The following is a 21,943-nucleotide window of genomic DNA, read 5'->3' as shown; positions in this document are numbered from 1 at the left end:
TTATCCCCGCTGGTAAAGACTGATGCCGTAATCGAGGCCGGTACCGACGGCACTCAGGAGGCCGGCTGTTCGCTGACTATCCGCCTTTCGGCGCAGACCATTTGCCCGAAGGCGGTAAAGGGCAGAGCGGAACTCCTGGTCATTCCGGCTTACAGAGAGATTTGTCTGCGCCTCTCGCTTGGCCGATGCATTGGCTTGCTGGCCGATGCCGGCGGAAATATCGATGCCAGCATTCGCGGTTGCGACTTCGTTTGCCCCAAGGATCCGCATCAGCTCCCGCTTCATCTGCGTCTGCTGATTGGTGGCATCGACCTTTTCCTGGCCAGCCTCCAGATCGGCCTGCACCGCTGCATCTTCAGATGCACGTGCGGCCGCATTCGCTGACCCGATTTGGCCGAGAATGCCAATGCCTGCGGAAAGACCCTGCAGGACGGTCAAAGCAGTGGAACCGATCCCGCCTGCCGCGCTGGCGGTGCCGGCCGCCGTGCTCGCAGCCGTACCGAGCCCCGATCCAACAACCTTGCCGATCGCTGCCAATGCCAGGTGCATATCTACCTCCTAAAACGCAGGTTCGGGCGTCACCGATCGGATCGTCAGTTTGCCCGGCCGCAATTGAGACAGTGTAAGCTTGGGTTCCTCGTGGAAACCGGTCAGGCCGGCGATTGACAGTGTTCCCGTTACACCTTGCTGCAGTTCCGGCACATCTGCCTTCAGTCCGTAGCGAAACAGCCCGACACTCTTCAAAGGACCATCGTTGATCGCGACAGCGAGCGACGTCGTATCAAGCACAGAGATTTTTGCCGTCGGGATCCGGATCGGCCGCTTGACAACCACATTCGGCGCAACGTCGCGCGGAGGCGGCAGCAAGGTGACCTTGGGAGGCGACCAGGTGCCGAGATACCCAGTCGTCACACCGTAATCGAGTGTGATCGCGCCGGAAGCGACCGTATAGGGGCCGAGCACGTTGTCATCTCCAATGACCCAGATTTCCCGCCCCTCGAACCGGGACAGGCCGCTGATGGAGGTTTGCGGACTGCCGTAGCTGAAGGTCATCACCTCATCGAGGAGATACCCCGTCGTCAGTCGCTCTAGCCGACGGCCGCCTGGCCGCTCGACGATCCAGGACATTTCGTTCCGACCATTGGCGCAAACCGCCTTGAATGAAGCGCTGTCGGATGTCATCCGCGAAAACGCCGTTATGTCCTGTTCGCGCAGAAAGATCCCGAGCCTCGCGGAGCCATCTTCCAGAACAACGCCATTCAGGTTTCCGCTTGTCGATTTTTCGGCCCGGCGCATGGCCTGGTCTTTGACATCCTCGACGAGATGGGACGCAAGCAGAGAAATATCGCGCGAGACAAAATTGCCCTCAACGTCCGTATAGCGGAATTCACCGATCACCGATCCGGTGCTGGAAACGAAATTGAGTGCGCCCTCGTTCTTGACGACAGGCACGCCGGCCTTAACGCCGCGCTCGCCCGACTGGACATGGTTCGGAGGCTCCGTTCTGTCGAGACCGCGTTCGGCAATCCAGTATTCGGCCGAGTTCGTGAAGATCGCGAGATTGCGGGAAGGAACGAGCTGCTCGATCGCCTCGCCGCCCTCGACGTCCATCGGGATCAACGCCGGACCATTGGCGCCAGTGAACCGTTCGTCGTAATTGTAGTAGTCGCCCTGAAGCGAAAACATCCAAGCGTTGGGCAGGCTTTTGAAACCACCGAGCAGGAGACGTTGGTTATAAAACGCACCACAGCGCGGCCACCCTCGATCGGCAGAGATCACGTCTTCACCAGGCGCAACTCCCGCCGTCGTCTTGGCTGCAAGGATCGCAGCATCGGCCTTGTTGATGACCGTCCCGGACACCGCCCAGCCATCACCTTCATTTCCGGTACCGGAAAAGGTGATGTTGATTTTCGTTCCGCCCGCACCACCACTCGCTGAAACGGCCGTTGCGCCGCTTGCGACGTTCGGCAGGTCCAGGATCGCCGCCTGGATCGCCGCGGCCAACACGGTCATGTCGCTGTTGTAAGACAGCGAAACGGTCTCCTGTTGAGACACGGTCAGAGTGAAGATTGATGTGCCGCTGGTGAGCCCGACAAATTCGAGACGCCACACGGCCGCAACGCCGTTGGTATAGGAACCACCGCCAATCGGCCCGCCGTAGTCGTAGCTGGGGATCGCCTCGAGCGGCGCATCATCGCGAGCCCAGCTCGTGGGACCTGCGTGCTTGATCCGTTGCGGTTTCAGATCCTGGTGAAACAGAAGCATCGTATCCAGAAGCTGGGCCTGGTTGAGCTTCGGCAACATGCCAGCCGTAAGGGACGAGATCGTCACGGTCTGAAGTTTGGCTGTTGCGCTCCAGGCTTCCATCTTGCCGCTGGCAAAGACCAGGTCATAGGCGGATCCGTCAGAGGCTCGAAATCCGAAGATGCGCTCGGCTGTGCTGTCCACCTGGCCGATATCGACCAGCCCGCCTCGCAGCGTGAAACCGCCCTGAGGAATGGTCACGACATTCTCCATCCGGTTGGCACCGGTTCGAAAATACTTGAGCTCCGTCCGTTCCTCGAGGAGCGGATCGAGTTCGCCGGCGGTAAAGGCGGATTGCAGGCGGCCGGGAACAGCGACCATCAGGACCTCCAGGCGCTAAGTAACGGATTGTCGTCGACAGGCATCGAACGAGGCGGTGTTGCCTGGGAGTTGTTGTTGATGGCGTTGCGCATCTCTCCACCCCGGTTCTGTTCCTGGGGAGAGCCATAGGCCCGGGCGTGAAGTGTGTTATGCGTCTTGAGATCGCTTGCCAGGGCCAATGCCAGGTGAGCCGCAAGTGCAGTCACGGTCGCCTTTCGGAATGCCGGCTCCCAGTTCTTCGGATCGGGGCGAAACGGAACCGAGGCATAGAGCGGGCTGTGCATCGCGTGCACCTGCCCCTTGATAAGCCGGAACTGATTATAGATCCGGTTCGGATCCGTGAGATCATCTGAGAGCCATCGCGGTGGACCACTGCGCGAGCCTGGAATATCGAAGAGATAGGTATAGCCCGAAGGCGGCGCCTGACCGGCGATCAGACTGAGTTGCCGGATTTCGAACTTAAACTCGAAAGGCTCCAGCCCCAGATTGAAGTCGACAACGTTCTCGTAAACCAGAGAGGCGGCCTGGCCGCCGATGGTGTCCTCGTCCAGATCCTGCAGCGGATCCGCGCCGATCTCAGCGCAGGCAGCATTGACGATATCGAGAGTAGAAAGAAGGGACATTGGCACCTCACGCGACAAGTCACGCGGGACCGAGAACCCGCGTGACTGTCCGAACCATCAAGCCTTAGGAAGCAGCGAGCAGTCCGGAAGCTACAAGCGCGGCCTGAAGGGCGTTCAGTTTTGCCGCAACCTCGCGGATCGCCGCGGCGTTGGTCGCTGCGTCAGGAGACGAAAGGTCCGGCAGATCACCATCGTTGGTGCCACCGATCGCGCCGGCATTTTCCGTGAGCGCTGCAATTGCCGTCTGATCGCCGGTGACGACCGAGGTCTCGCGGGCGATGGTCACGCTCGAGGCCGAGGACGCAGTGACAACATACAAGCGCACCGTTGGTGTGCCATCCAGATCAAGAGAGCAGAAGATGACGTCACCAATCTTCAGACGATCGTAGAGCGTCAGAAAATAGTCGGTGGTTTCGACGCCGGCGGCATCGTCGTTTGTGATGTAGGCGTGAATGTTACGAACCGAACCTGCGAGAGAGGCATCGACAGTGCCGATATGAGCGATGGTCCGGAAGCCGCTTTTTTCAAGAGACATTGTTCAGATCCAGATTTCGAGAAAAGAACGCCGGCAGCGCACCGCCGGCGGCCATATCGTCAGACGATCGCAATCGCGCTGTTGGAGGATGTGGTAAAGCGCTTGATGCCTTTGCCTTCCTGAAGCTCCTTGGCAGCGCCCTTGGCCTTCAGGTTGATGGTCCAGACATCGTTACGGTTGTCCCACTGTTCCCGCATTTGCAGATCGGTGTGAGCACCCCACCCCATGGCGGACTTGTGCCAGATGAACAGGTCCTGTTTGTTTGCAGAGGGAACGGGATAGAGATCCTGGGCCTCTTCCTCCTCGAACAGGAACCAGTTGACCCCGTTCCAGAACCGGGTGTCGGTCGCCTTCACGAACGGAATGTCACTGCCGACATGATCGGCACTGTTGACCACCTTGTTTGCCAGAAGCTGGTTCCACTGAAGAGACGGCAGTCCGCAATAGACGTTCCCATCCCAGGGAACCTTATCCTGCTGCAGCGCGGAGCAGAGCGTCAGTGCGTTGGCGGCATTGAAAGCTCCGGACGAAAAATCGAGGCCAGCCGGGGCAGACGTAATTTTCGCTGCCATCACCTGGTAAATCTCGATGTCGGTCGCACGGCCGAGCGCCATAGCACCGCTTTCGTAGACGATCTCGCGCTCGTCGATCGACATACGGTCCAGATCCCATTCTTCGACTTCGTCGAAGGCGGTCCAGGTGTACATGTCGACTTCGAATTTCTTCCGGGCAGAACCGGAAGGGGTGTTCTGCTGATTGCGGTCCTTCTTGACGGCTTTCATCTTGCCGGCCAGATAGAAGATCGCCTTGCTCGAGCCTTCGAAACGAACGGCCGGAGAAACAGTTGGGCGGAGACGGTTGCCTCGCTCCTGGTAGATGTGCATGGCGCGGGCCGGATACTGTGTCCGGAACCACTCAGGTGCCTGCGCGGTCATCGCGTGTACCTCGATGTTGATTGAGCTGAAAAACACCGGGGCTGGAGAGGCCACTTGCAGACACGGGTCCGAAACCGGAGAAGGCCGCGCCGCTTGCAGGTCCGCCCTTGGCAAAATCAAGCCTAAGGCCGCGTGGCTATGGTAAACCGACTACATTTCAGATTCAGGAGGAATCATTTTGCCTATCGTCAGTACTCAAACACTAATGGTCTATTCCACAGTTCGCATTGTCGCGCATACAAGCGCTGGAACTGCCTTAGGCACAGGCTTTCAATTCGCATTTCGAATCGAAGGTAAAACAGTGCCTTTCCTGATTACGAACCGGCACGTATTAGAAGATGCACATGAAGTTGAATTCTACTTACACACTATAGATAGCGAAGCAAAAATTATACCTGAGGGCCAGCAGCGCATGAAGCAAGAAAATGCGCAAAACTTGGTAGTCTATCACCCTGATCCTGAAGTTGATGTCGCGGCAATACCGCTAGGACAGATGTTTCATATTCTCAAAGAGAATGGACGCCAACCGCTCTCAGTACAGATTGACAGCAACCTGTTCGCCGACCCTGAAGACCCAAAATGGCAAGACGAAATATTGCCGGTACAAATGGTCGGCTATCCTAACGGGCTGATGGACGAGGTGAACAACATTCCCATCGTAAGAAATGGGTACACCGCTACTCCCTACAAATTTAGGTACAACGGCAAAAGTGAATTTATGGTCGACATCGCCTGTTTTCCAGGGTCGAGCGGTTCACCGATCTTTTCACACACTAGAGGAACGATAGTGAACTTGGATGGAAGCTATGGTGTTGGGGAAAAAACTTCGCTCCTCGGATTACTATATGCCGGACCAATATACAATAAATCAGGTGAAATAATAAGAAAACCAGTCCCTACAAATTCGTATGCAGTGAACATAGGTGACATGATGCATCTTGGATATTGCATTAGGGCTTCTGAAATTATGGCGTTATTGCCGCAGATCAAAGCAAAATTTCGGCTTTGACCTACGGCTTGTAAGCTACACTCGTTACTTTACCCGACTGCACGCCGCATCGTAACGCCGGCGAAGATCCTCATCGAACCGCTTGTCGGGATCCGGGTGGCTCCTGTTGCGAGGATCGATACGAGGATCCGTGTGAAGTCGCTTCACATCCTCATCCGTGAGCTCGCCCTGCGATCCGCCCTCGCCACTCACCCGGATCCCGTTCTCTGACAAACGTCCGGAGAGCGACTGCAGGAGAAAGTTTCCCGCGGCCGTATCGGTCATCGAGACAAGGAGCGCCTGCACATCGGCCTTCATGCTTTCCGGTACGCCCTTGAGCTGCGCGCCGAGGCCGTTCGCAAACGCTTCCGTGTTTTGTAGCGCCGTCGTCGCCGCGGTGCGGTCCATTCCGCTCGCGGTCATGAACGATTTGACCTCTGCCGCAGGATCAAACGGCGTCGACAACATGCCGGCATCGGCCATTGGGCCATACACCCCGCCGATGAACTTCTGCAGCTGATCCTGGCTCAATCCCGCCTCGAACGCCGCTTTGCGCGCATGGTCCCATGCGGGATTGTCCTTGAGATCCCCGAGCCAGGGTTTCAGTTTGTCGTCGGCCTCAAACGAATAGGCATCGGCTGTTTCAGGCCGCGCCGGCATCTGTGCGAGCTTGGTGCGTAGTCCTTCAACCCGGCCGTTGACATCATTGAAGGCCGGCAGAAGCTTCGACAGGGTCTCATCGGCTGTCGTGCCGGCAAATTCAGCAGGAAGGCCTTCCGGCGCTGCCCAGGCTTCACCGCCTCCGTTGCCACCGCCGCCACCGGCATCGGCCGCGTCAAAGAACGGCCCTATCCTTTCAAACAGAAACATTAGACATCTCTCGGTTTTGTGGTTTCACCACGGCCTTCCGCGATGGCCGAGGCGATCATGTGCGCGACGGCATTCTGCCCCTCGCGGAACGCGCCGAATGTGGCCATCGACTGCATGTCGAGGCCGAGCGAGACGAAAAAGACTGTGCGGTAGAGCGTGTTGGCAAAGAGGTTGTCCAGAGCCTTCCGGCCGCCAGGTGTCTCAGCAAACTGAGCCCAGGCGGAAGCGATCGCAGCCCTGTCCTCAGTCTCTTTCGCCTCACTCAGTTCCAGCGCTTTCTTGATCTTTTCATCCGCGCCCTCGAACCATTCCCAGCCGCCAGAAGGAGCGTTCTGGATCAGGTTCTCAAAATCGGTCATGGGGAAGCTCCTGCCGTTTCTGTTATCGCGGCCGCAGCCACCGCTGCTGCGGTGGCGTCCGCGTTGTCCGCGTCCATCTGTTTTCGCTCGTCGTCGGTAACGATGTATTCCGAGGGAACGCCAAGCTGGCGGCCCACGTCCGTCAAGGCGCTCTCAAACTTCGCAATCCTACGCGCGAAATTCGGATCGCCGAGAGACGCGGCGATCATGAGGACCATCTGCAGCCATTGGATAATCTTTTCGATGCGCTGCGCCTCCCGAGCGATCGCCAGCGGGCTTTTCACGCGGACGCGCACGAGAAGCTGATCAATGCCGATCTCCTGGCGGATCAGACCCTTGTTGTAGGCGATCTCGATGGTCCGCTTGACGGCAGGAATGACGATTTCCTTGACCAACCGGCCATAAGCGCCGAGATGGTCGGATGCCAGACGCTTCACGCGCTCGAGGATCTCGGTTGCCGATCGGACTGCAGCCCCATCCGCCGGCAGGCTCTGATCCATCATGGTCGCCTTGACGCCCATGCGCATATCGTTCAGCACCAGGTTCGAGAGATCCAGGCGAGGATCCGGAAACCGGTTGATCGACGGACCAAGCGGGCCGCCATTGCGGCCGACCTTCCAGAATTTTCCCGGTGCGAGTGGGGCAAGGTCCGGATTGAACACACCATCATCGACGGCGGTATAGATCCCGAGCATTGCGATCGCCGCGGCCTGCAGCTGTAGCCTGGCCGCCGTGTTCAGCGTCTTGATCGTCGGCATGGCCAGCATGACGGGACCGCGGCCATAGGCTTCGCCGGGAACCCGGAAGTAACGCGCGAAAAGCCAGGGACAGGTCCGGCTCTGGTTCATGTAGACGGCGGTATCCTGCTGTTTGCACCAGACCGTCATCAGCCAGCGCTTCAGTTTTGGATCCCAAACCGTATCGACGCAGACCTCGATTTCCTTTTCCGGCTTGTCCTTCAGGAGCTTCTTGAGGTTTTCACCGAATTGGCCGTCCGGCCAGGTGTCCTTCAACACCCGAACCGTCATCTTGCGCTTCCAGAAAATGGCCGAAATCTTGTTGTTCGGGCCGTTCTCGATCAGGAGCTCCTCGATCGGAACACTGATCGGCTCCCAAAGCTTCTCCGGCTCGTTTTCGTTTGCCGGGTTCATCAGGATCGCGCCATTGCCGGCACTCAGATCGAGGGCCATTTCGTGAAACGCCATATCCCAGTCGCCGTCGTCGAAAAACGCCTGACAAACGCTGCTGACAGGGGCAAGGATCTCCGTCAGACGGTCTTTTTCGGCCTGGTCGCGGACAATGGGGCCCGGTTCGAGTTGAAAGTTTTCCTGACCGGCCGGCCAAAGGTCCTGCTGGACCTTCCCGGCGAAGCGGAACGCGCTGTCGATGGCCGTATGATCGAAGACATCATTGACGCGCTTGTCGCCCTTTCCGGTTTTCGCGGACGGTTTGCGGAAAGGAATGGCGTATTGATAGGCCTCGTCCAGCAACGGCTGGAAGCTGTCCCGTTCCCGTTGCGCATTGTTGCGCCGGGCCTTGAGCGCGGTCAGATATTCCATTTAGCCGAGGGTCTCCTGCCCCGCACCGGACAGGAAGGTCAGCAACTTACCGCCGCGCTTCTTGCCACCACCAGGATTTGAGGTTGCCTGGTCGGTTTCCGCCTGGCTGGCAGCAAGCTGCGCAAGGCTGCGCCGTTGCTGTTCTTCCGCATTCCGTTTAGCGAGCTCGGTCGCCCCGTTATCGCGTTTGCCGCCGCCCATTAGAGCTTGCATGTCCAGATTTCCCCGTAGTCACAACGTTCCGAAAACGAAAAGCCGCAGCGCCGCGCCATGACCTTGCCGGCCCGCGTGGTGCAGATGACGACGATTTCACGATAGTCCGCGGTCTGAAGCGTCAACCGGATCGCACGGAACAGCGACGGGAGGTTTCGGCCGATCGCCGGCGCGAGGTTGAACCAGGCCTCTCCGACGCCATCGGCGATCGGATAGATGCCGGCGATCCCGACGAGGTCCTCACCATCACGAAATGCCCAGGTTTGCCCGCCGCTCCACATTTCCCGCAGAATGGCCCAATGCACCCGCGTTCTCGCACCTCCGAGCTCGGCCATGTCCGGCAGCGTTGCGGAACTTTCCACCTGCAGCATCAGCAGCCAACCTTGTGAACGTCGAAACTGCCACCGGAGCCACCGCCCTGGCCGCCCCAAGGTGTAGGACGCGAAGTGCCAGGGAGCTTGTCGAGACCGGCCGCGGCCCTCAGAGACCCAACCTTGCCGCGTATCCCGAGGATCCCGTACTGGTCGGCATCCATGATGTCCGAGTGCGGATGCGTTTTTTCGGGCTTTTCTTCATACTCGAAGGAGGATTTTTCCGGCTTCCGCTTGAACCGGTACTTACCCTCATAGGCCTCGACTGTCAGAGGACAACGCACCGGGCAGATCAACAGTGTCGTGTTGGGCTCGAGGTAGCCCCGAAGCTCTGCCTTCTGCGCATCTAGGCGCATGCCGAGCTCGTTGCTGCCTCCTGCAGGAATGAGAACAGGCAGGCCCATGATCATGGCGATCGTTTCCATCGCCGTGAGCTGGCCGCCTTCCTTGTCGGCGCCATACTGCGCGGCCGGATCCATGAAGATCCGGATCGATCGGGCGTTTGGATAACGTTCCTCGACGCGGTTCTTCAGCGCTTCCCCGAACCGCGCCGCGCCTACCCCGTGCCCCAGATAGAGCTCATCCATGTTGCAGATCCGGCCAGGCGCATGCACCTGCTTGAAGGAGGCGGCCGGGTTCAGCGTGTTCATGGAAATGTCGATGCCGATTACGAGCTCGAGTTCCGGAAAGAAGCCGATTTCGCGCGTTGCGACATGGATCCTGCGATCGAATGTCTCCAGGACAGGCTTGCCGGCGCGGCTATAACCGAACTGGTTGTCGACCATCCTGCGCACGAAATGCTCGTCCTGGTTCTGGACAATCCGATCGTAGTAGTCAGGCTCCAGATTGAAGCGGTTTTCCGCTTCATTCGAGCGGCCGCTAGGCTGCTCGTGGAACGCGCGCCCGGGGCCTCTGTTTTTGACCAGGCACCCGTAAGTCCAGTTGTCGAGCGTTGGCGCGTTCATATCACCAATAACAAAGCCGCGCCTTGGCGCGTCCGCATCAAGCATGATGCTCTTCATCGGATAACGGCCGACGCGTTGTTCCGCATCGTCGAGCGCCCCTTCCGCATGGGTGTCGAGCTCGTTCAACCAGACGCCGGAGTATTCCCGGCCTTTCATCAGGGTTTCGATATCGTTTTCGTTGAGGCCGGCAAATTCCGTGATCGCCTCGATGCGGATCCCGTCCTTACCGATGAACCGCAGCGTATGGGTTACAGGCCGATCGTTGCCGCCGGTCCACGACGAGCCCGGGTATGTCTTTGGGAACCATTGCTTCCAACTCTCCAGGACAGTTTTCTCGGCCGAGCGGAACGTATCGCGCAGAACGATCCAGCGGCACATCCGGGTTGGCTTGCCGTCGACGGGATGCTTGCAGATCGGCGCGAGTGTTGCGGCGTAGATCCGCTTGAATGCACAGGCTGTCGTCTTCCCCCCACCCAGGGGCCCCATGATGACGGCGGTCTTGAGCGTTTCCAGAATGAAGGCTTGCGCAACCGGCCCGGGAGGCACATAGCGGACCAGGTCGAAATCGCCGAGGATTTCGTACTCAAGTGCTTTCTTCCGCACCTGCTCATCGGAGTAGACGCGAAACTCCTTCTGCCCGACAAGGTCTGAAATATGGCCGCTCATCCCCTCGCCCCCCGACCCCCGGGCCGAACCGAAAATTTCCCGGTGACCCGAGATCCCGTGCCGTGAGGCCATTTGCAAAAAATGGGATCGGTGTGAGAGCGCTCCCCCTCTTGGGTGCCCAGCCCCCCGCCTCGGGGGAAGCCCTCGGCTCCTGCCCCCCAGGCAATCGATCCACGCCGCGGGGCCAGGCCGGCCAGGTCGCCGGCATTCCGGATCGGTCGTGTCGCAAAATGGGGGCATCCCCCTCGGAGCAACTGATTTTCGATTGGTTGCTCAACCGCCGAAAACATACGCGCATTCAATGCCTTGCGGGTTTCATGTGAGGTTTGCCCATGTGAGGTCATTCCTCGTCCTCCTGCAAGTCATTGATTTCATTAGGTGCGGTGGTGATCGTCGAGCCCAGGCTCAACGCCTTCCGGCCGGCGATGATTTCGCCCTCCTCGAGCTGGTTCGTGCCCAGGTCGACGATCAGCGTCGGCAGCCGCTCGTCGATGATCGCGACCTCAACAGGCTTCTTGCCGTGGAGATACGGAGCCAGGACACTCGCCACCGCATGCTGTTCCTTGATGATGTCCATCAGGCTCGGCATCGCGGTCATGATCTTCTTCCCGACCGCCACCTTCGCCCGATCGTGATCCTCGAACCACGCCTGGAGCGCGACAGGATCTGCCGTGAGGAACTGCGCCATCGCCGCCAGCGGATCCCGGAAGCCCTGCGCCTGGTAGAACCGCTCGAAATCCTTGGTCTTGCGGTTCATCGCGCCTTTCGGCCGCCCAGGTCGCCGCTTGCCGTTGATCTCGCCCTCGTCCGGCCGATGACGCTCCAGCGCCTCGCCCGCATCGGCGAACGGGTCGACCCCGTATTCGTTGTCGTCAAACAGGTCGCCATCAGCCATCGAAACCGCTCCTCGAATATTTAACTACCGAGCGGCCGGCGCAACTGTCTAAGGACTGTCTAGAGAAGTGTCTAACGAAATTACCAATGAAATCAGTTACATATATACAACTAGACAGATTAGACACATTAGACACACACAATCTCATGTATGTACGCAGGTGCGCCCACATATGAGGCTCATTGCTGTCTAAACTGTCTAATCTGTCTAATGGGGTAATTCTGGCAATCATGTCAGACACTTAGCTCTAGACACCTGTTAGACACTTTAGACAGTTTCCTGTCTTCCAAGTGTCTTGCCCTGCCGCTGTTTGAGGACGATAAGCTGCCATCAGGCCGGTCAACCGGTCTGTTCCCTGCAGGGCAAAGGGTCGGGGTTCTCGATTTCCCGGGTTTCGGCGGCGACGAGGAGGCATCGGGCGGTGCTCAGCCGCCCGGTCTGAACCGGGTTCTGGTCATGGTTAGCCTTCGAATTTCATGAGGTTTTGCAGGGAGATAAAGGTGCAACGCTGCTGTTGACCGGCCACCGTGTAGCGGTTGTCCAGCTTCTCGCCGCCGTCCTTGTCTTTCTTCTTGATGCCCTTGTGCACGATGTGCGGCGGCCCGCGCCGCAACGCCCAGGACCACGATCCGGAGCCGCCACGATCGCCATAAGGCGTGTCCGCCAGCATCCTGCCGATCGTCCGGCTCTTGTTGGGGATCGCCAGGGCGTAGCCGTCGTCGACGTGTTGTGTCGGAACCAGGCCGAGATCCGCAAGCGCCAGGCGCGATCGCGCCACGCCCTCCTCGATCTCCTTCAGCTTCAGGTCCTCGAGGACCTGCGCCACCGTCTGGCGGGAACCGTGGCTGTAATTGTCAATGGGCGAGGACATGATGAAGCGCAGGCACTCCTGCCAGCTCGGCTCCTTGTCCTGCAGCTCCGGCACGGCATCAGCCGCAAGCGCAGCCCCCCAGGCTTCCAGGTTCTCGTATGCCGGCAGACCGCAAGCCTCCAGGCCCTCGTCTCCCAGGAGAAGATGCGCGCAGGCCAGGAACGTCCCGAAAGTGTTCTGGCCGCGGCTGTCATGTCCGGCCTCGCGCAACACCGTCCGATAGGCCTCAAGGATCCGTGGCAGGTCCTGCCACTGGTCGACCAGGCGTCGCAACAGCCTGGCACCTGTCGTCTCCGGATCCGCGAGCTTCGGCACGATGCCGTCGAGCGTTTTCAGAGCGTCGAGCTGGATGATCGCCAGGCGCGTCAGGTTTGCCGGCGGGATCGGCGGCGGGTTGATGGCGGAAAAGCCGAAGGCCGATCGCGCCTGAAACTCGACGCCCTTGTGGTCCTGGCCGCCACGGATCCGGACCGATCCGGACGCGGCATCGCGTGCCATCTTCAGAACCTTCTTGGCCTGCTCGATGTTGTCGTCGCCCTCGAGCTCGTCGATCCAGATCGGCAAACTATCGTGCCCGACATGTTGATAGAGACCGGCCTCCGTGGCGTTGGTGGTCGAGACCATCCCCCGGCCGAGGACTGTCTTCAGCAGCTTGATCAATTCGGATTTGCCGGTACCGGCCTCGCCCACGATGAAGGCAGACGGCCGCCAGTCGAGCGCCGCGCCCAGCATGGCAACGCCGATCCAGCCCATCAGCAGCATGGCGTCGGTCTGGCCGCGGCCCATGTTCCAGGTGCGGAACAGCCGGTAGAGCTCCATCGCCGGATTGTCGTCATGCGGCACGGCCGCCGGCCAGGGCACGATGCCGGCAGGCCGGCGCACATAGAAATGCGCCCCCACTTCGCCCGTGTCGGCCAGCTTGCCATCGATCCAGAGATATTCGCCGCAATGAAGGACGAGCTTGCCGTCACTGGCGATCCAGGCACCACGGCCGCGCACAAGTTCCGTCGGGCTCCACGGTCCGCGCGCATGGGCAGCGGCATAAAGATCCCGCCGGACGAGCTCAGCCTTGAAGCCGATCACGCGTTTGCCTTTGCGATCGTAAGACGGCCAGGCCCAGCACAGAAAGTTTTCGTGGCGGGAGAACAGCTTCTGGATCCGCTCCACGCCCATGGCCTTGTCGCCGGTGCAGAACACCTGCCCCTTGGTATCGACGAAATAATAGAGCTCACCGTCATAACCGAGCGGCCGCACCGGGCAGTCCTCCGGCAGGCAGCCGGTCTCATCGACGTCGCCCTGCTCGAGCCACTGCCCGGGTTCGATGCCGTCGAGCGGCATGCCGGGTATCGGCCATCTGTTCTCGGCCGAGCGATGTTCGGCCATTTCCAGCTTGGCCCGTGCCGCGCCGGTAATCGCCGCAACACGCCGTTTGCCTCTTTCCTGTGGAAAACTTCCGTCTTGTGGTTCAGAACCGCTCATTTCCGCCCGTTTGGTTGTCGTTTGTCATGACACTTTGCCCGCCAAACGGCGTTATTTTTGACGTTTTGCGGTGCTGGAGCGGCCCTTGCGCTGCGCCGGCGTTTTCGGTGCCGGCGGCAAATCGGGCTCCTGGGCAGGCTCCCTGCCCGTCTCAGGCACACCCGACTGACCGGCCGATGCCGAATGGACGTTCTCTCCCAGGGAAAGCGCACCGCCCGGCTCGTTGGCCTGGTTTTCGTTCTGCTCGGCTGCAGCGGCTTCTGCTGTCGCACGCTGATAGTCGGCGATGGCCTTGGAGGCCTCGACGGCATGGGGCAACAACTCGCTCATGGAACCGATCGGCTCGAAGATCGTGTCTTCGATCGGCAGCGGTTTCGCCGCCTGCGCAACCTGGTCGCGCCGCTCGGCCTCTATCTGCCGGCAATGCAGTTTGGTGTAGGTCGACGAGCAGACCTGGACGAAAGTTTCGAAGGTCAGGACGAGCTCCTGGTCGAGCGTCTCCCAGCTTTTCCCGAACAGCCGCTGCCCCATCAGCCAGCGATACAGGCGCTCCCCGGTCTCGCAGCCTTTGAAACAGACATAACCGCCCATGCCCTGGATACAGCCCTCGAGTTCGCCGGGATCCTCGATCGGTAGAAATTCCCGCGGATGGAAATCTTCGTCGTCAGCATCGAGCGGAACGATCAGCAGGTTGTAGAGCTGATGTGCCGCCGCATAGGCGACCCGGGTTGCATAGCTCTCGCAATGGATTTCGAGAATGTTCATCTTCACCCTTCCCCGCCCCTCAGGGCGTCGTTAACGTCCTTGCCCCAGGCGCGGGGCATGGTGATTGTCTCGACCGGCTTTCGAAATGATCGGAACCGCCGCTCGGCCCGCCGGAACGTCGAAAGCGCCTGCGGGTTGGTCCAGTCGCCGTCCTGGAACAGGATCCAGGAGCTCACGCAGGCATGGTCGTAAGCGGTCAGGAAATTCGGCAGCGAACCGGCTGCATTGGAGCGCAGCTCCGGATCTGCATATCCGGCCGAGATCGCATCCTCGATGCCCTCGGCCGCGCTGGCGATGCCGCGGATCCCCGCGTCGGCCGCCTTCTCCATGTTCAGCCCGCTCGGCCCGTATGTCGTCCGGATCATCAGTCCGGACGTATCGGGAAACATCATCTTGGCCTTCGGCTCGTCCTTGCCGAACGGGATCGCCTCGGCCTTGTCGGTGCCGTCCGGCCGCAGGAAGGTGTAATGGCAGGCCCCCAGGCGGCCGTCCTTGTCGACCATGGCGGAAATCAGCGCCGGAAAGACCGGCCCCCGGTCCAGCTTCTTGCCCTCCGCATCGCGCGGGGCCCCCAGCCAATATTCGCACGCCGGGTGAAACCGGAACGCCGGCGCCAGGTTCGGCACACCGCGCAGGTCCAGCCCGCGCTTCACCCGGAAATATGTGTCGATCTGCGTTCCCAGGATCTCCGGCGCGCAGGAAAAGAAGAACTTGCGGGCCCGGTCGCGCGAGGCCTTCAGTGCCCGTGCCGCCTCGGCCTCCATAGCCTTGCGCTTGGCTTCCGCCTCGGCTTCAATCTGCCGGCGACGTGCCGGCGACATGGCACGGATCCCGAACCGGTCCTCGATCCAGGCTACGGCATGCAATCGCGTTTCGTCGGTAACGGCCCCCTGCAGGCCGACCGCGACCAGGTCGATCGCATCGCCCCGCTCACCGGAAACGAAATCGCACCAGCCGCCTCGACGCGCACCATCCAACCAGATAATGGTCTGGTCCGGCTTCGACCAGGTCCGCCACGGCCAGGCAATATTCCAGGAGCGCCCGCGCCGGTGATGACGCGGATCCGCATTGCCGCCGAACAACTCGGGGATCAGGGTTTCCAGATGGTCCAGCACATGGGCCTTGGCGACGGAAAAGCGCGACATCAGCCGGCCCTTTCCAGCAACATCGCCTCCAGGTCGCGAAACGCGCCGCCGAGCTCCGGGTCCTCGCGCAGGTCCTCCACCTGGCGCACGGCCTTGGAAACATATTGCTTGGTGCAGCCGTAAACGCGCCCGGCCGTCGCGCTCGGCACATTGGCCCCGGTCACCAGCAAGTAGAGCGCGGCCTTGCGTTCATACTTTTCGGGAAGCCGTCCGCTCACCGCGGCCAGGAACCCCTGGAACGCCATCCGCGCCGCAGCCTCCAGGCCGCTGGCCCGCACACCGAAGGACGCCCTTTCCATGGGTTCCTCCCGCTCGACCGCGCGCAGGGCAAAGGTCAGCTTGCGGATGTCACTGTCGAAACCGCGCCGGTCTCGCCGTATGCGATAGATCTTGCGCGCGGGAACACCTGAAAGCGCAGCCAGCTCGTCGAGTGACACGCCCAGCCGAAGCCGCTTCTTTTCCAGGCGCTGCAGTTTTGCCGCCTGGTCAGGTCGTTGAGTGTTGGCCATGGCCGCCTCCGGTACCGGTAAAAATCACTCATCCGGCCGGACGCAGAACCTGCCGGCCGATACGCGAGGGAACAAAACTCAGGAACCGGGCTTTACCGGCTCATGTGCTTTCGACAGCACCGCGGCCATGGCCAGCAGAGCGCCGGCCAGAACCATGGGAGTCGACTGATGGGTGATGTGCCGGGCGGATCCCGCCAGGATGTGCTCGGCGTGGTCCAGCGCTTCGGCCAGGCTGAACGGCTGTTGCAGCACTTTCGGCTCGTCGCTCGAGGCATTGGTCTCGATCACGACCAGGCGTTGGTCTTGGGTTTCGGCCAGGTGCCGCAACCGGGATTTCTGGCCGAGAACGGGCACGGTCGCGATCTGCCAGCACTCGACAGGTGCCAGTTTCTGGTTGCTCATGATGCAACTCCAACGTTCGAAGCAGCTGTGCTATGACGCTTTGGAGTAAAACCAACCATTTGGGGGACTGGATGAAAGAAGACAAATCGTGGGTTTTGCCGGCGGCGTTTGTCACGTTCGGTCTGGTTGTTGTCGTGGCGATTTTTGCGATGTTGTCGAAGCAAGATTTGTTGCTTGGCCCTAAAGCGACGGCCGTCGCGGGGTGGCTGACACTTATCGTTACTGCCGCAGGTTTTGGCGTCACTATCTACATAGTCAGCATGACATCGCGTCAGGTTCTTGCCGCAAACAAGCAAATCGATTTTCAGGATATGGGGCTGTACAAAGAACGAATTGAACGCATTTCCGAACTTCAAAACGTCGCATTCACCCTCTTCGATGACATCCATGAAATCGCCTGCGACGAATACTTGCTTATCGACAACGGAAACCTCGCTAGAACGACGGCAGAAAGGTTGCTTGAAAAGTTCAAAGTAATCCAAAAACACCACAACGATGACGATCACAACGATACGGCGCCGGACATTAATAGTGGCAACAAATATTTGAATTCGCTTCAATCCGTGATGCTCTCGATAACTCCTGTCAGATGGGACGGAGACGACCGAACACGCAGGCAAATTGCTCTGTTCATCGAAAAGAAATGTCAGACGTTTTTCAAAGAACAGACAGCTTACGTTGATTACCTGCAAAAGCGAGAACAACAACTTCGAGCAGAAAGAGATAATCTTCTTTCCCAGTATTCCCGTCGCTAAAAGGCTCACTGCAACTCCAAGGTTTAATTGGGCTGTGTTATGAACCGTCGGAAGAGAACAACTCGATTGGGGGACTGAATGAAGGAAGACAGATCTTGGGTATTGCCGGTAGTTTATGTGGCTTGTTGCGGAATAATTATTATCGCGGCGTCCAAAATCCTGTCTGCGCAAGACATGTTTCTTGGCCCGAGCGCGACGGCTTTGGCTGGTTGGCTGACATTGCTCGTCACAATTGGTGGCTTCAGCGTGACGATTTACGCGGTGAGTTTGACAGCACAACAAAGCGCTCACACACGAAAACAGACAGAACTTCAGGACCTTGAAATTTACACTGACCGAATTGGTAAGCTCGATAACATATCCAGTTGCATTTCCACCTCTGTAAACCATGCAAGAAACATCGAATATAGTCTCGGTGACCCTACAGGGGTTGTCATCGAGAACCACTGCGAAAAATTTAGAGAAGCTTTTGTAGATAACAAAAATGCCATGAAAGCTGACATCCATGGCGATGCAAGAATTGAACTTGAAAAATACTCCGACTTCATGGGCGCTTACGCAGATCTGATATTTGAACTTGAAAACATCGGAACGATTTTTATTACAGAAAAGCGCCGTACGTTTTTCGAAATGAAAATTGAAAAGTTCAATAAATTCATGTCTTATGCACGCGCCTACTCCGAAGCGATCGACAACCGAAAAGCCAAACTTCTCGGCAAACGCAGAGCCATAAGTCACAAGCACTACCCAGACTAACTGGTCTTCGCCTAGACCTATCAGTTCATTGAGTTGTGTTGAAAGTCGTTGAAGAAGTTCCCTCAACAGCGGTGAGGCCTTGATGGCAATAAAGCCGAACGAGCTTTGACAATCTCTCATCGCGCAGCCGCCTCCGGTTGATCGTCGCGCCCTTCCATGAGGCACACCGTTGAAACCTGTCCGTTCGTCAGGTTTGATATGCGTTTGGCGGTCTCCCAGCTGGGCCGGGAGTGGCCATGGCGTATCCGTGACAGCTGCGCCGGAGTGATGCCGACTTGCTCCGCAAAGGTCAGTGCCGGTTTCCCGGACTTGGAGAGAAATTCGTCGAGGGTCATAACATCAAATTGCAAATAAATTACATTATATGCAATATACGAGAGATAAAAATTTCCTCGGAGAATTACATGTGGTGTTATGGCATTACACAAGGCTTTGAAAATAATGCGTATATGAGCAAGACGCCTGTGAATATCGCACTCATTTTAAGCGGCCTTAAAGGTGAAGACCTGGCCGATCGGATGGGCATTTCCGCGCCACATCTCTCTCGCCTGAAGACAGGCAAGAGCCCTACCACGAATATTCACGTCCAGAAGCTGGCTGAAATTTGCGGCATCACCGAACAAGAATTCTACCGCCTAATGGCAGGTGACGAGAACGTCTCACCAAAAGCATCCCGATCGGTTGCCGGCGTAGATCCGGACGAGCGGCTCATGTTCAATTCCGATTGGATGGAAGACGCGCTCGACGCGGCCAGGTCTATTGACCAGAAATATGCGAACGGACGCGCAAAGACCGAAGATTTCAAGCCTTTACTTCATGCCATTTATAGATTTCTAGAAGCCGTTAAATCCGAAAAGAATAATTAGGGCATTGGGAGGCTTAACGTGAGGGAGCGTTATACGCATTTATTAGATGTTTCACTACAACTTGCTGTTGAGGATGTTGTTTCTGCTGCCAGAGCGGACAAAATGGATAACCTACCCGAGCTCATTTGCTACAACATTGCGAGACACGAAGATCCAACGAGACTGACACCGGAACAAGCTGAACGGTTCGTCGCAAAAATGAAGGATTTGCTTGGAGTTCACCACGTTCACAGGGCGATGAAAACATGACAAAGACATTCTCAGTGCGCGCATCGATCGAAGATATCGATAAGGGCGATGGGGACGCATTTGCACAACACGTCTTGTCGATCTGGCGACGAACAGAAGGAAACCTGACCTCCGAATACATAAGGGCGTTCCCGCAGATGATCCTTTTCGATGGCTCGCCCAAGGTCAACGACAGTCCGGATCTGCTGGAATGCGGAGAGGAAGCTCTTTCCGTCAAGATCCTTGGCGACGGCTGGGCAGAGAACCGCGATAAGGCCCGGGAGTTCCTCGGCAGAGATTACTGCTCAGTCGTGGGAAGAGACTACTTTGATGCGACGACGCAACAGCTGCCAATGTACAGCATCGTCCAGGCTGAAATGCAAAACACCGCCGGCACAACAATAAACGTACGGTATCAGCGACTTATATTGCCGGTTCGGACGATGGGCGGAGCCCATTTTCTTTTTGGCTATTCTTTCTGGTATCAAAAAGAGCGGCAGGTACAGGCTGCCTTACCAACTTCCGAAAGCCCTGTTCGTCGCAAGTCAGAAACGCAAGATTACGCCAATCTGTTTCTTCCGGCTCAATGATCCAATCGAAGGCAGAGCAGTGGCAGCCGTTGAAGCCCCAACGGGTCGCCAGTCCCCGATACGCATGCCAGTCACGCATCCAGCCATAGGCAACACACGGCCGCCATTCGTCGAACGCGAGAAGTAGCGCCAGGCGCACAAGCACATAAGAAAGGTTGTTGTCTCTGCAGTCGGGACGAACCAGACCTTCACCTAGGTACGCATAACGCCCCTTGTACCTCTGAGCGTCTACAGGACTGCCATCTGCAATCTTCACTCGCTTCCCGGGCTCGGATCCGTCAAAGGCCCTTTCCCAGTATTCCTGGATGAATTTTTGCAGCGTCCAGGAGCTTTCATCGCAACGCGCTGCGACTGTCCCAACAATCGCTCCAGACCGATAGGCACCAAGCCAAAAAACCCGATTTGGCGGCAGGGTATCGACAGCTCTACGGAAGTTTTCCCCTGTCCCCTTCCCGCCAAGCTCGAGCGCCGCGGTTTCCAGGGCCTCGACATCAGTCGAATACCGAATGTCGTAATCATCGATTTTTTGCGCCTGGTCGACTAGCGCAGCAATGGCTTTATGAAGTGCGATCTTGTCAATTTGGTAATCTGGCATTGCGCTCAGTCCGTTAAAGAGCCGGAGGATAGTCAAAACCTACAAAACGGTCGAGCAAGTAAACCGCTGCCAAACAATCAGCTTTTTCCAAAATTACATAATACGTAATTTTTGGATTGCGTTTTAGATTAATATTACATTACCCTTACGCTCACTGGTCACCATGGAGTGAGCGAAAATGCCCGCAAAAGCCATCCCCGCCGCTGAGGTCGCCAAGAAGCTCAGCTGCAACGAGACGACGTTCCGCAACAAGCGGCGCAAGCTGGAAGTCGAACACGGTTTCCCGCCGAAGCTGCCCGGCTTCAACGCGTGGTCGGAACCGGCCGTCGATCGCTGGATCACAACCAACGGCCACACCTACCTCCCGGGTTTGCCCGGCAGCCAGGACCGTGCCGGCACCCTTCAGATCGTCACCGACGCAGCCGAAAGCCTCGCCCGCGAATTTGGCCATGGCACGAAGGAGCACGCAGCATGACCGCGCAACGCTACGAATACCGCGCTCCGGACACGTCCGATCTGATGCTGCACCTGACAAAGGCGCAGAAGGACCTTCTGGTCGAAATCTCCGGCAACAAATGCGCCTGGCGCACCTCCACCGGTGGCAAGGGCCGCTGGCGGCCGAAGGGGCAGCGCTCCGGCCACACCCTGTCCACCGGCGATGCGCTCGTCCACCGGGATCTCGCCATGATCCTCTACGGCAAAGGCCCTCCTCGCCTGGTGCTGAACTACCGCGGCGAAGGCCTCGCGCTGGAAATCAAGAAGGAACGCCAGGACAGGCAGAGGTCAAGATCATGAGCCGGCCGCTGGAGCCGAACGTGCTGCGCGCCCATGCCGATTACGTCGACCAGGTTCTTGCCAGCCTGCGCCGCGAGCAGCTGACGCCCGAGGGCAATTACCGCCGCGCCGGCGAGATCCTCGACGACCTCGTGAACGAACATGGCGCCAGCCGGCGCTTCTACGGCGGCACGCACTCGCTGCGCATGGCCGGCCTGCAGGCCAGCTGCACCGCCGGCGGCATCGGCCTCCTGGAAAACTGGGTGGCCGCTGCCCGGCGCAAGATCGCCGCGCTGGAGGCAACGGATCCCGCCACTCGGCCGAAGGCCGCAAGCGCGACTGCGCGCCGGAGCCTTTGCGAGGCGCCCCCGCAGGCCAGCGAAGCGTGCGGCCGTGAGGGAGAAAGCCAATGAAGGCCGACTTCAACCCTTTCGAGCTGATCTGGTGGTCAATCGGAAGCCTGGGCTTCGCCTCACTGGTGATTGCCCTGCTCCTCGGCGCCTTCGCACTGCTCTACCCGATCGCCGCCCGCTACGCCATGCGCGACCAGCTTCCCCGGGACCAGTTCCTGGACTGGGACAGGCCATCGCGCCGCAGGAAATAA

Annotated in this window: 28 protein-coding genes; 10 read left to right on the top strand and 18 right to left on the bottom strand. The window is 58.7% G+C overall.

Translation table 11 applies throughout. The features are described 5' to 3' along the window. The 5 genes from FMN63_RS25085 to FMN63_RS25065 form a co-directional block, all read right to left on the bottom strand. Complete coding sequence (locus tag FMN63_RS25085; RefSeq protein WP_148586819.1) at positions 1-549, bottom strand: hypothetical protein; 549 nt, start codon at positions 547-549, stop codon at positions 1-3. Between the two features lie 9 nt (positions 550-558). Then, complete coding sequence (locus FMN63_RS25080; protein ID WP_148586818.1) at positions 559-2,625, bottom strand: phage tail protein; 2,067 nt, start codon at positions 2,623-2,625, stop codon at positions 559-561. Next, on the bottom strand, positions 2,625-3,248 hold the full coding sequence (locus FMN63_RS25075; RefSeq protein WP_148586817.1) for a hypothetical protein: 624 nt from the start codon (positions 3,246-3,248) through the stop codon (positions 2,625-2,627). The genes FMN63_RS25080 and FMN63_RS25075 overlap by 1 nt, the downstream gene beginning before the upstream one ends. 64 nt (positions 3,249-3,312) lie before the next feature. Beyond that, positions 3,313-3,783, bottom strand: coding sequence for a hypothetical protein (locus tag FMN63_RS25070; protein WP_148586816.1), 471 nt, complete (start codon positions 3,781-3,783; stop codon positions 3,313-3,315). Between the two features lie 59 nt (positions 3,784-3,842). Further along, complete coding sequence (locus tag FMN63_RS25065) at positions 3,843-4,718, bottom strand: phage capsid protein (protein ID WP_148586815.1); 876 nt, start codon at positions 4,716-4,718, stop codon at positions 3,843-3,845. A gap of 178 nt (positions 4,719-4,896) precedes the next feature. Between FMN63_RS25065 and FMN63_RS25060 the strand changes: the two genes are divergently transcribed. Next, positions 4,897-5,727 (top strand): S1 family peptidase, encoded by an 831-nt coding sequence (locus tag FMN63_RS25060; protein ID WP_148586814.1) that lies wholly within the window; start codon positions 4,897-4,899, stop codon positions 5,725-5,727. Positions 5,728-5,751: 24 nt separating this feature from the next. Here the strand turns inward: FMN63_RS25060 and FMN63_RS25055 are convergent, their stop codons facing one another. The 12 genes from FMN63_RS25055 to FMN63_RS25000 all read right to left on the bottom strand — a co-directional run bounded on the left by FMN63_RS25055 (position 5,752) and on the right by FMN63_RS25000 (position 16,775). Beyond that, positions 5,752-6,576 carry a hypothetical protein gene (locus FMN63_RS25055; protein ID WP_148586813.1) on the bottom strand — a complete coding sequence of 275 codons (825 nt, stop codon included), beginning with the start codon at positions 6,574-6,576 and terminating at the stop codon, positions 5,752-5,754. Beyond that, positions 6,576-6,935: a hypothetical protein gene (locus tag FMN63_RS25050; RefSeq protein ID WP_148586812.1), complete on the bottom strand. Its 360-nt coding sequence runs from the start codon at positions 6,933-6,935 to the stop codon at positions 6,576-6,578. Before FMN63_RS25050 ends, FMN63_RS25055 begins: the two co-directional genes overlap by 1 nt. Further along, positions 6,932-8,494, bottom strand: coding sequence for a portal protein (locus FMN63_RS25045; RefSeq protein WP_148586811.1), 1,563 nt, complete (start codon positions 8,492-8,494; stop codon positions 6,932-6,934). Before FMN63_RS25045 ends, FMN63_RS25050 begins: the two co-directional genes overlap by 4 nt. Further along, the gene (locus FMN63_RS25040) at positions 8,495-8,707 is read right to left on the bottom strand and encodes a hypothetical protein (protein ID WP_148586810.1); all 213 of its coding nucleotides are present in this window, start codon (positions 8,705-8,707) and stop codon (positions 8,495-8,497) included. Then, positions 8,695-9,078, bottom strand: coding sequence for a hypothetical protein (locus tag FMN63_RS25035; RefSeq protein WP_148586809.1), 384 nt, complete (start codon positions 9,076-9,078; stop codon positions 8,695-8,697). Before FMN63_RS25035 ends, FMN63_RS25040 begins: the two co-directional genes overlap by 13 nt. Continuing rightward, positions 9,078-10,709, bottom strand: coding sequence for a terminase large subunit domain-containing protein (locus FMN63_RS25030; RefSeq protein ID WP_148586808.1), 1,632 nt, complete (start codon positions 10,707-10,709; stop codon positions 9,078-9,080). The genes FMN63_RS25035 and FMN63_RS25030 overlap by 1 nt, the downstream gene beginning before the upstream one ends. 340 nt (positions 10,710-11,049) lie before the next feature. Beyond that, the gene (locus FMN63_RS25025; protein WP_148586807.1) at positions 11,050-11,604 is read right to left on the bottom strand and encodes a hypothetical protein; all 555 of its coding nucleotides are present in this window, start codon (positions 11,602-11,604) and stop codon (positions 11,050-11,052) included. A 460-nt stretch (positions 11,605-12,064) separates the two neighbouring features. Beyond that, positions 12,065-13,954: a hypothetical protein gene (locus tag FMN63_RS25020; protein WP_148586806.1), complete on the bottom strand. Its 1,890-nt coding sequence runs from the start codon at positions 13,952-13,954 to the stop codon at positions 12,065-12,067. Between the two features lie 51 nt (positions 13,955-14,005). Next, on the bottom strand, positions 14,006-14,719 hold the full coding sequence (locus FMN63_RS25015; RefSeq protein ID WP_148586805.1) for a hypothetical protein: 714 nt from the start codon (positions 14,717-14,719) through the stop codon (positions 14,006-14,008). Between the two features lie 2 nt (positions 14,720-14,721). Then, complete coding sequence (locus FMN63_RS25010) at positions 14,722-15,864, bottom strand: DUF7146 domain-containing protein (RefSeq protein ID WP_148586804.1); 1,143 nt, start codon at positions 15,862-15,864, stop codon at positions 14,722-14,724. Further along, entirely contained in the window at positions 15,864-16,373 is a 510-nt protein-coding gene (locus tag FMN63_RS25005; RefSeq protein ID WP_148586803.1) for a helix-turn-helix transcriptional regulator, read from the bottom strand. Before FMN63_RS25005 ends, FMN63_RS25010 begins: the two co-directional genes overlap by 1 nt. Before the next feature lie 78 nt (positions 16,374-16,451). Further along, positions 16,452-16,775 (bottom strand): hypothetical protein, encoded by a 324-nt coding sequence (locus FMN63_RS25000; RefSeq protein ID WP_148586802.1) that lies wholly within the window; start codon positions 16,773-16,775, stop codon positions 16,452-16,454. Between the two features lie 71 nt (positions 16,776-16,846). Here FMN63_RS25000 and FMN63_RS24995 point away from each other — a divergent pair, with 71 nt between their 5' ends. Both FMN63_RS24995 and FMN63_RS24990 read left to right on the top strand, forming a co-directional pair. Then, a complete protein-coding gene (locus FMN63_RS24995) occupies positions 16,847-17,530 on the top strand; it encodes a hypothetical protein (protein WP_148586801.1) in 684 nt (227 codons plus the stop codon). 78 nt (positions 17,531-17,608) lie between these two features. Further along, positions 17,609-18,286, top strand: a complete 678-nt coding sequence (locus FMN63_RS24990; RefSeq protein ID WP_148586800.1) for a hypothetical protein — start codon at positions 17,609-17,611, stop codon at positions 18,284-18,286. 116 nt (positions 18,287-18,402) lie between these two features. On the opposite strand, the gene FMN63_RS30025 is transcribed toward FMN63_RS24990, so the two are convergent. Then, entirely contained in the window at positions 18,403-18,621 is a 219-nt protein-coding gene (locus FMN63_RS30025) for a helix-turn-helix domain-containing protein (protein ID WP_353619239.1), read from the bottom strand. 69 nt (positions 18,622-18,690) lie between these two features. Between FMN63_RS30025 and FMN63_RS24985 the strand changes: the two genes are divergently transcribed. From FMN63_RS24985 to FMN63_RS24955, 7 genes are all read left to right on the top strand, one after another. After that, a complete protein-coding gene (locus tag FMN63_RS24985) occupies positions 18,691-19,152 on the top strand; it encodes a helix-turn-helix domain-containing protein (protein ID WP_148586799.1) in 462 nt (153 codons plus the stop codon). 18 nt (positions 19,153-19,170) lie between these two features. Continuing rightward, a complete protein-coding gene (locus tag FMN63_RS24980; RefSeq protein ID WP_148586798.1) occupies positions 19,171-19,401 on the top strand; it encodes a hypothetical protein in 231 nt (76 codons plus the stop codon). Then, complete coding sequence (locus FMN63_RS24975; RefSeq protein WP_148586797.1) at positions 19,398-19,970, top strand: hypothetical protein; 573 nt, start codon at positions 19,398-19,400, stop codon at positions 19,968-19,970. The genes FMN63_RS24980 and FMN63_RS24975 overlap by 4 nt, the downstream gene beginning before the upstream one ends. 773 nt (positions 19,971-20,743) lie before the next feature. After that, positions 20,744-21,040, top strand: coding sequence for a hypothetical protein (locus FMN63_RS24970; RefSeq protein ID WP_148586796.1), 297 nt, complete (start codon positions 20,744-20,746; stop codon positions 21,038-21,040). After that, positions 21,037-21,360, top strand: coding sequence for a hypothetical protein (locus FMN63_RS24965; protein ID WP_148586795.1), 324 nt, complete (start codon positions 21,037-21,039; stop codon positions 21,358-21,360). Before FMN63_RS24970 ends, FMN63_RS24965 begins: the two co-directional genes overlap by 4 nt. Next, the gene (locus FMN63_RS24960; protein WP_148586794.1) at positions 21,357-21,752 is read left to right on the top strand and encodes a hypothetical protein; all 396 of its coding nucleotides are present in this window, start codon (positions 21,357-21,359) and stop codon (positions 21,750-21,752) included. The genes FMN63_RS24965 and FMN63_RS24960 overlap by 4 nt, the downstream gene beginning before the upstream one ends. Beyond that, entirely contained in the window at positions 21,749-21,943 is a 195-nt protein-coding gene (locus FMN63_RS24955) for a hypothetical protein (RefSeq protein WP_148586793.1), read from the top strand. The genes FMN63_RS24960 and FMN63_RS24955 overlap by 4 nt, the downstream gene beginning before the upstream one ends.

Origin of the sequence: Stappia sp. BW2, assembly GCF_008107695.1 — a bacterium.
In the GTDB taxonomy this organism is placed as follows: Bacteria; Pseudomonadota; Alphaproteobacteria; order Rhizobiales; family Stappiaceae; genus Roseibium.
This window is presented reverse-complemented; position numbering and strand designations above follow the sequence as displayed.

Coding starts and splice junctions, on each gene's coding strand:
- FMN63_RS25085 (WP_148586819.1), bottom strand. CDS start 549: ATGCACCTGGCATTGGCAGCGATCGGCAAGGTTGTTGGATCGGGGCTC.
- FMN63_RS25080 (WP_148586818.1), bottom strand. CDS start 2,625: ATGGTCGCTGTTCCCGGCCGCCTGCAATCCGCCTTTACCGCCGGCGAA.
- FMN63_RS25075 (WP_148586817.1), bottom strand. CDS start 3,248: ATGTCCCTTCTTTCTACTCTCGATATCGTCAATGCTGCCTGCGCTGAG.
- FMN63_RS25070 (WP_148586816.1), bottom strand. CDS start 3,783: ATGTCTCTTGAAAAAAGCGGCTTCCGGACCATCGCTCATATCGGCACT.
- FMN63_RS25065 (WP_148586815.1), bottom strand. CDS start 4,718: ATGACCGCGCAGGCACCTGAGTGGTTCCGGACACAGTATCCGGCCCGC.
- FMN63_RS25055 (WP_148586813.1), bottom strand. CDS start 6,576: ATGTTTCTGTTTGAAAGGATAGGGCCGTTCTTTGACGCGGCCGATGCC.
- FMN63_RS25050 (WP_148586812.1), bottom strand. CDS start 6,935: ATGACCGATTTTGAGAACCTGATCCAGAACGCTCCTTCTGGCGGCTGG.
- FMN63_RS25045 (WP_148586811.1), bottom strand. CDS start 8,494: ATGGAATATCTGACCGCGCTCAAGGCCCGGCGCAACAATGCGCAACGG.
- FMN63_RS25040 (WP_148586810.1), bottom strand. CDS start 8,707: ATGCAAGCTCTAATGGGCGGCGGCAAACGCGATAACGGGGCGACCGAG.
- FMN63_RS25035 (WP_148586809.1), bottom strand. CDS start 9,078: ATGCTGCAGGTGGAAAGTTCCGCAACGCTGCCGGACATGGCCGAGCTC.
- FMN63_RS25030 (WP_148586808.1), bottom strand. CDS start 10,709: ATGAGCGGCCATATTTCAGACCTTGTCGGGCAGAAGGAGTTTCGCGTC.
- FMN63_RS25025 (WP_148586807.1), bottom strand. CDS start 11,604: ATGGCTGATGGCGACCTGTTTGACGACAACGAATACGGGGTCGACCCG.
- FMN63_RS25020 (WP_148586806.1), bottom strand. CDS start 13,954: ATGAGCGGTTCTGAACCACAAGACGGAAGTTTTCCACAGGAAAGAGGC.
- FMN63_RS25015 (WP_148586805.1), bottom strand. CDS start 14,719: ATGAACATTCTCGAAATCCATTGCGAGAGCTATGCAACCCGGGTCGCC.
- FMN63_RS25010 (WP_148586804.1), bottom strand. CDS start 15,864: ATGTCGCGCTTTTCCGTCGCCAAGGCCCATGTGCTGGACCATCTGGAA.
- FMN63_RS25005 (WP_148586803.1), bottom strand. CDS start 16,373: ATGGCCAACACTCAACGACCTGACCAGGCGGCAAAACTGCAGCGCCTG.
- FMN63_RS25000 (WP_148586802.1), bottom strand. CDS start 16,775: ATGAGCAACCAGAAACTGGCACCTGTCGAGTGCTGGCAGATCGCGACC.
- FMN63_RS24995 (WP_148586801.1), top strand. CDS start 16,847: ATGAAAGAAGACAAATCGTGGGTTTTGCCGGCGGCGTTTGTCACGTTC.
- FMN63_RS24990 (WP_148586800.1), top strand. CDS start 17,609: ATGAAGGAAGACAGATCTTGGGTATTGCCGGTAGTTTATGTGGCTTGT.
- FMN63_RS30025 (WP_353619239.1), bottom strand. CDS start 18,621: ATGACCCTCGACGAATTTCTCTCCAAGTCCGGGAAACCGGCACTGACC.
- FMN63_RS24985 (WP_148586799.1), top strand. CDS start 18,691: ATGTGGTGTTATGGCATTACACAAGGCTTTGAAAATAATGCGTATATG.
- FMN63_RS24975 (WP_148586797.1), top strand. CDS start 19,398: ATGACAAAGACATTCTCAGTGCGCGCATCGATCGAAGATATCGATAAG.
- FMN63_RS24970 (WP_148586796.1), top strand. CDS start 20,744: ATGCCCGCAAAAGCCATCCCCGCCGCTGAGGTCGCCAAGAAGCTCAGC.
- FMN63_RS24965 (WP_148586795.1), top strand. CDS start 21,037: ATGACCGCGCAACGCTACGAATACCGCGCTCCGGACACGTCCGATCTG.
- FMN63_RS24960 (WP_148586794.1), top strand. CDS start 21,357: ATGAGCCGGCCGCTGGAGCCGAACGTGCTGCGCGCCCATGCCGATTAC.
- FMN63_RS24955 (WP_148586793.1), top strand. CDS start 21,749: ATGAAGGCCGACTTCAACCCTTTCGAGCTGATCTGGTGGTCAATCGGA.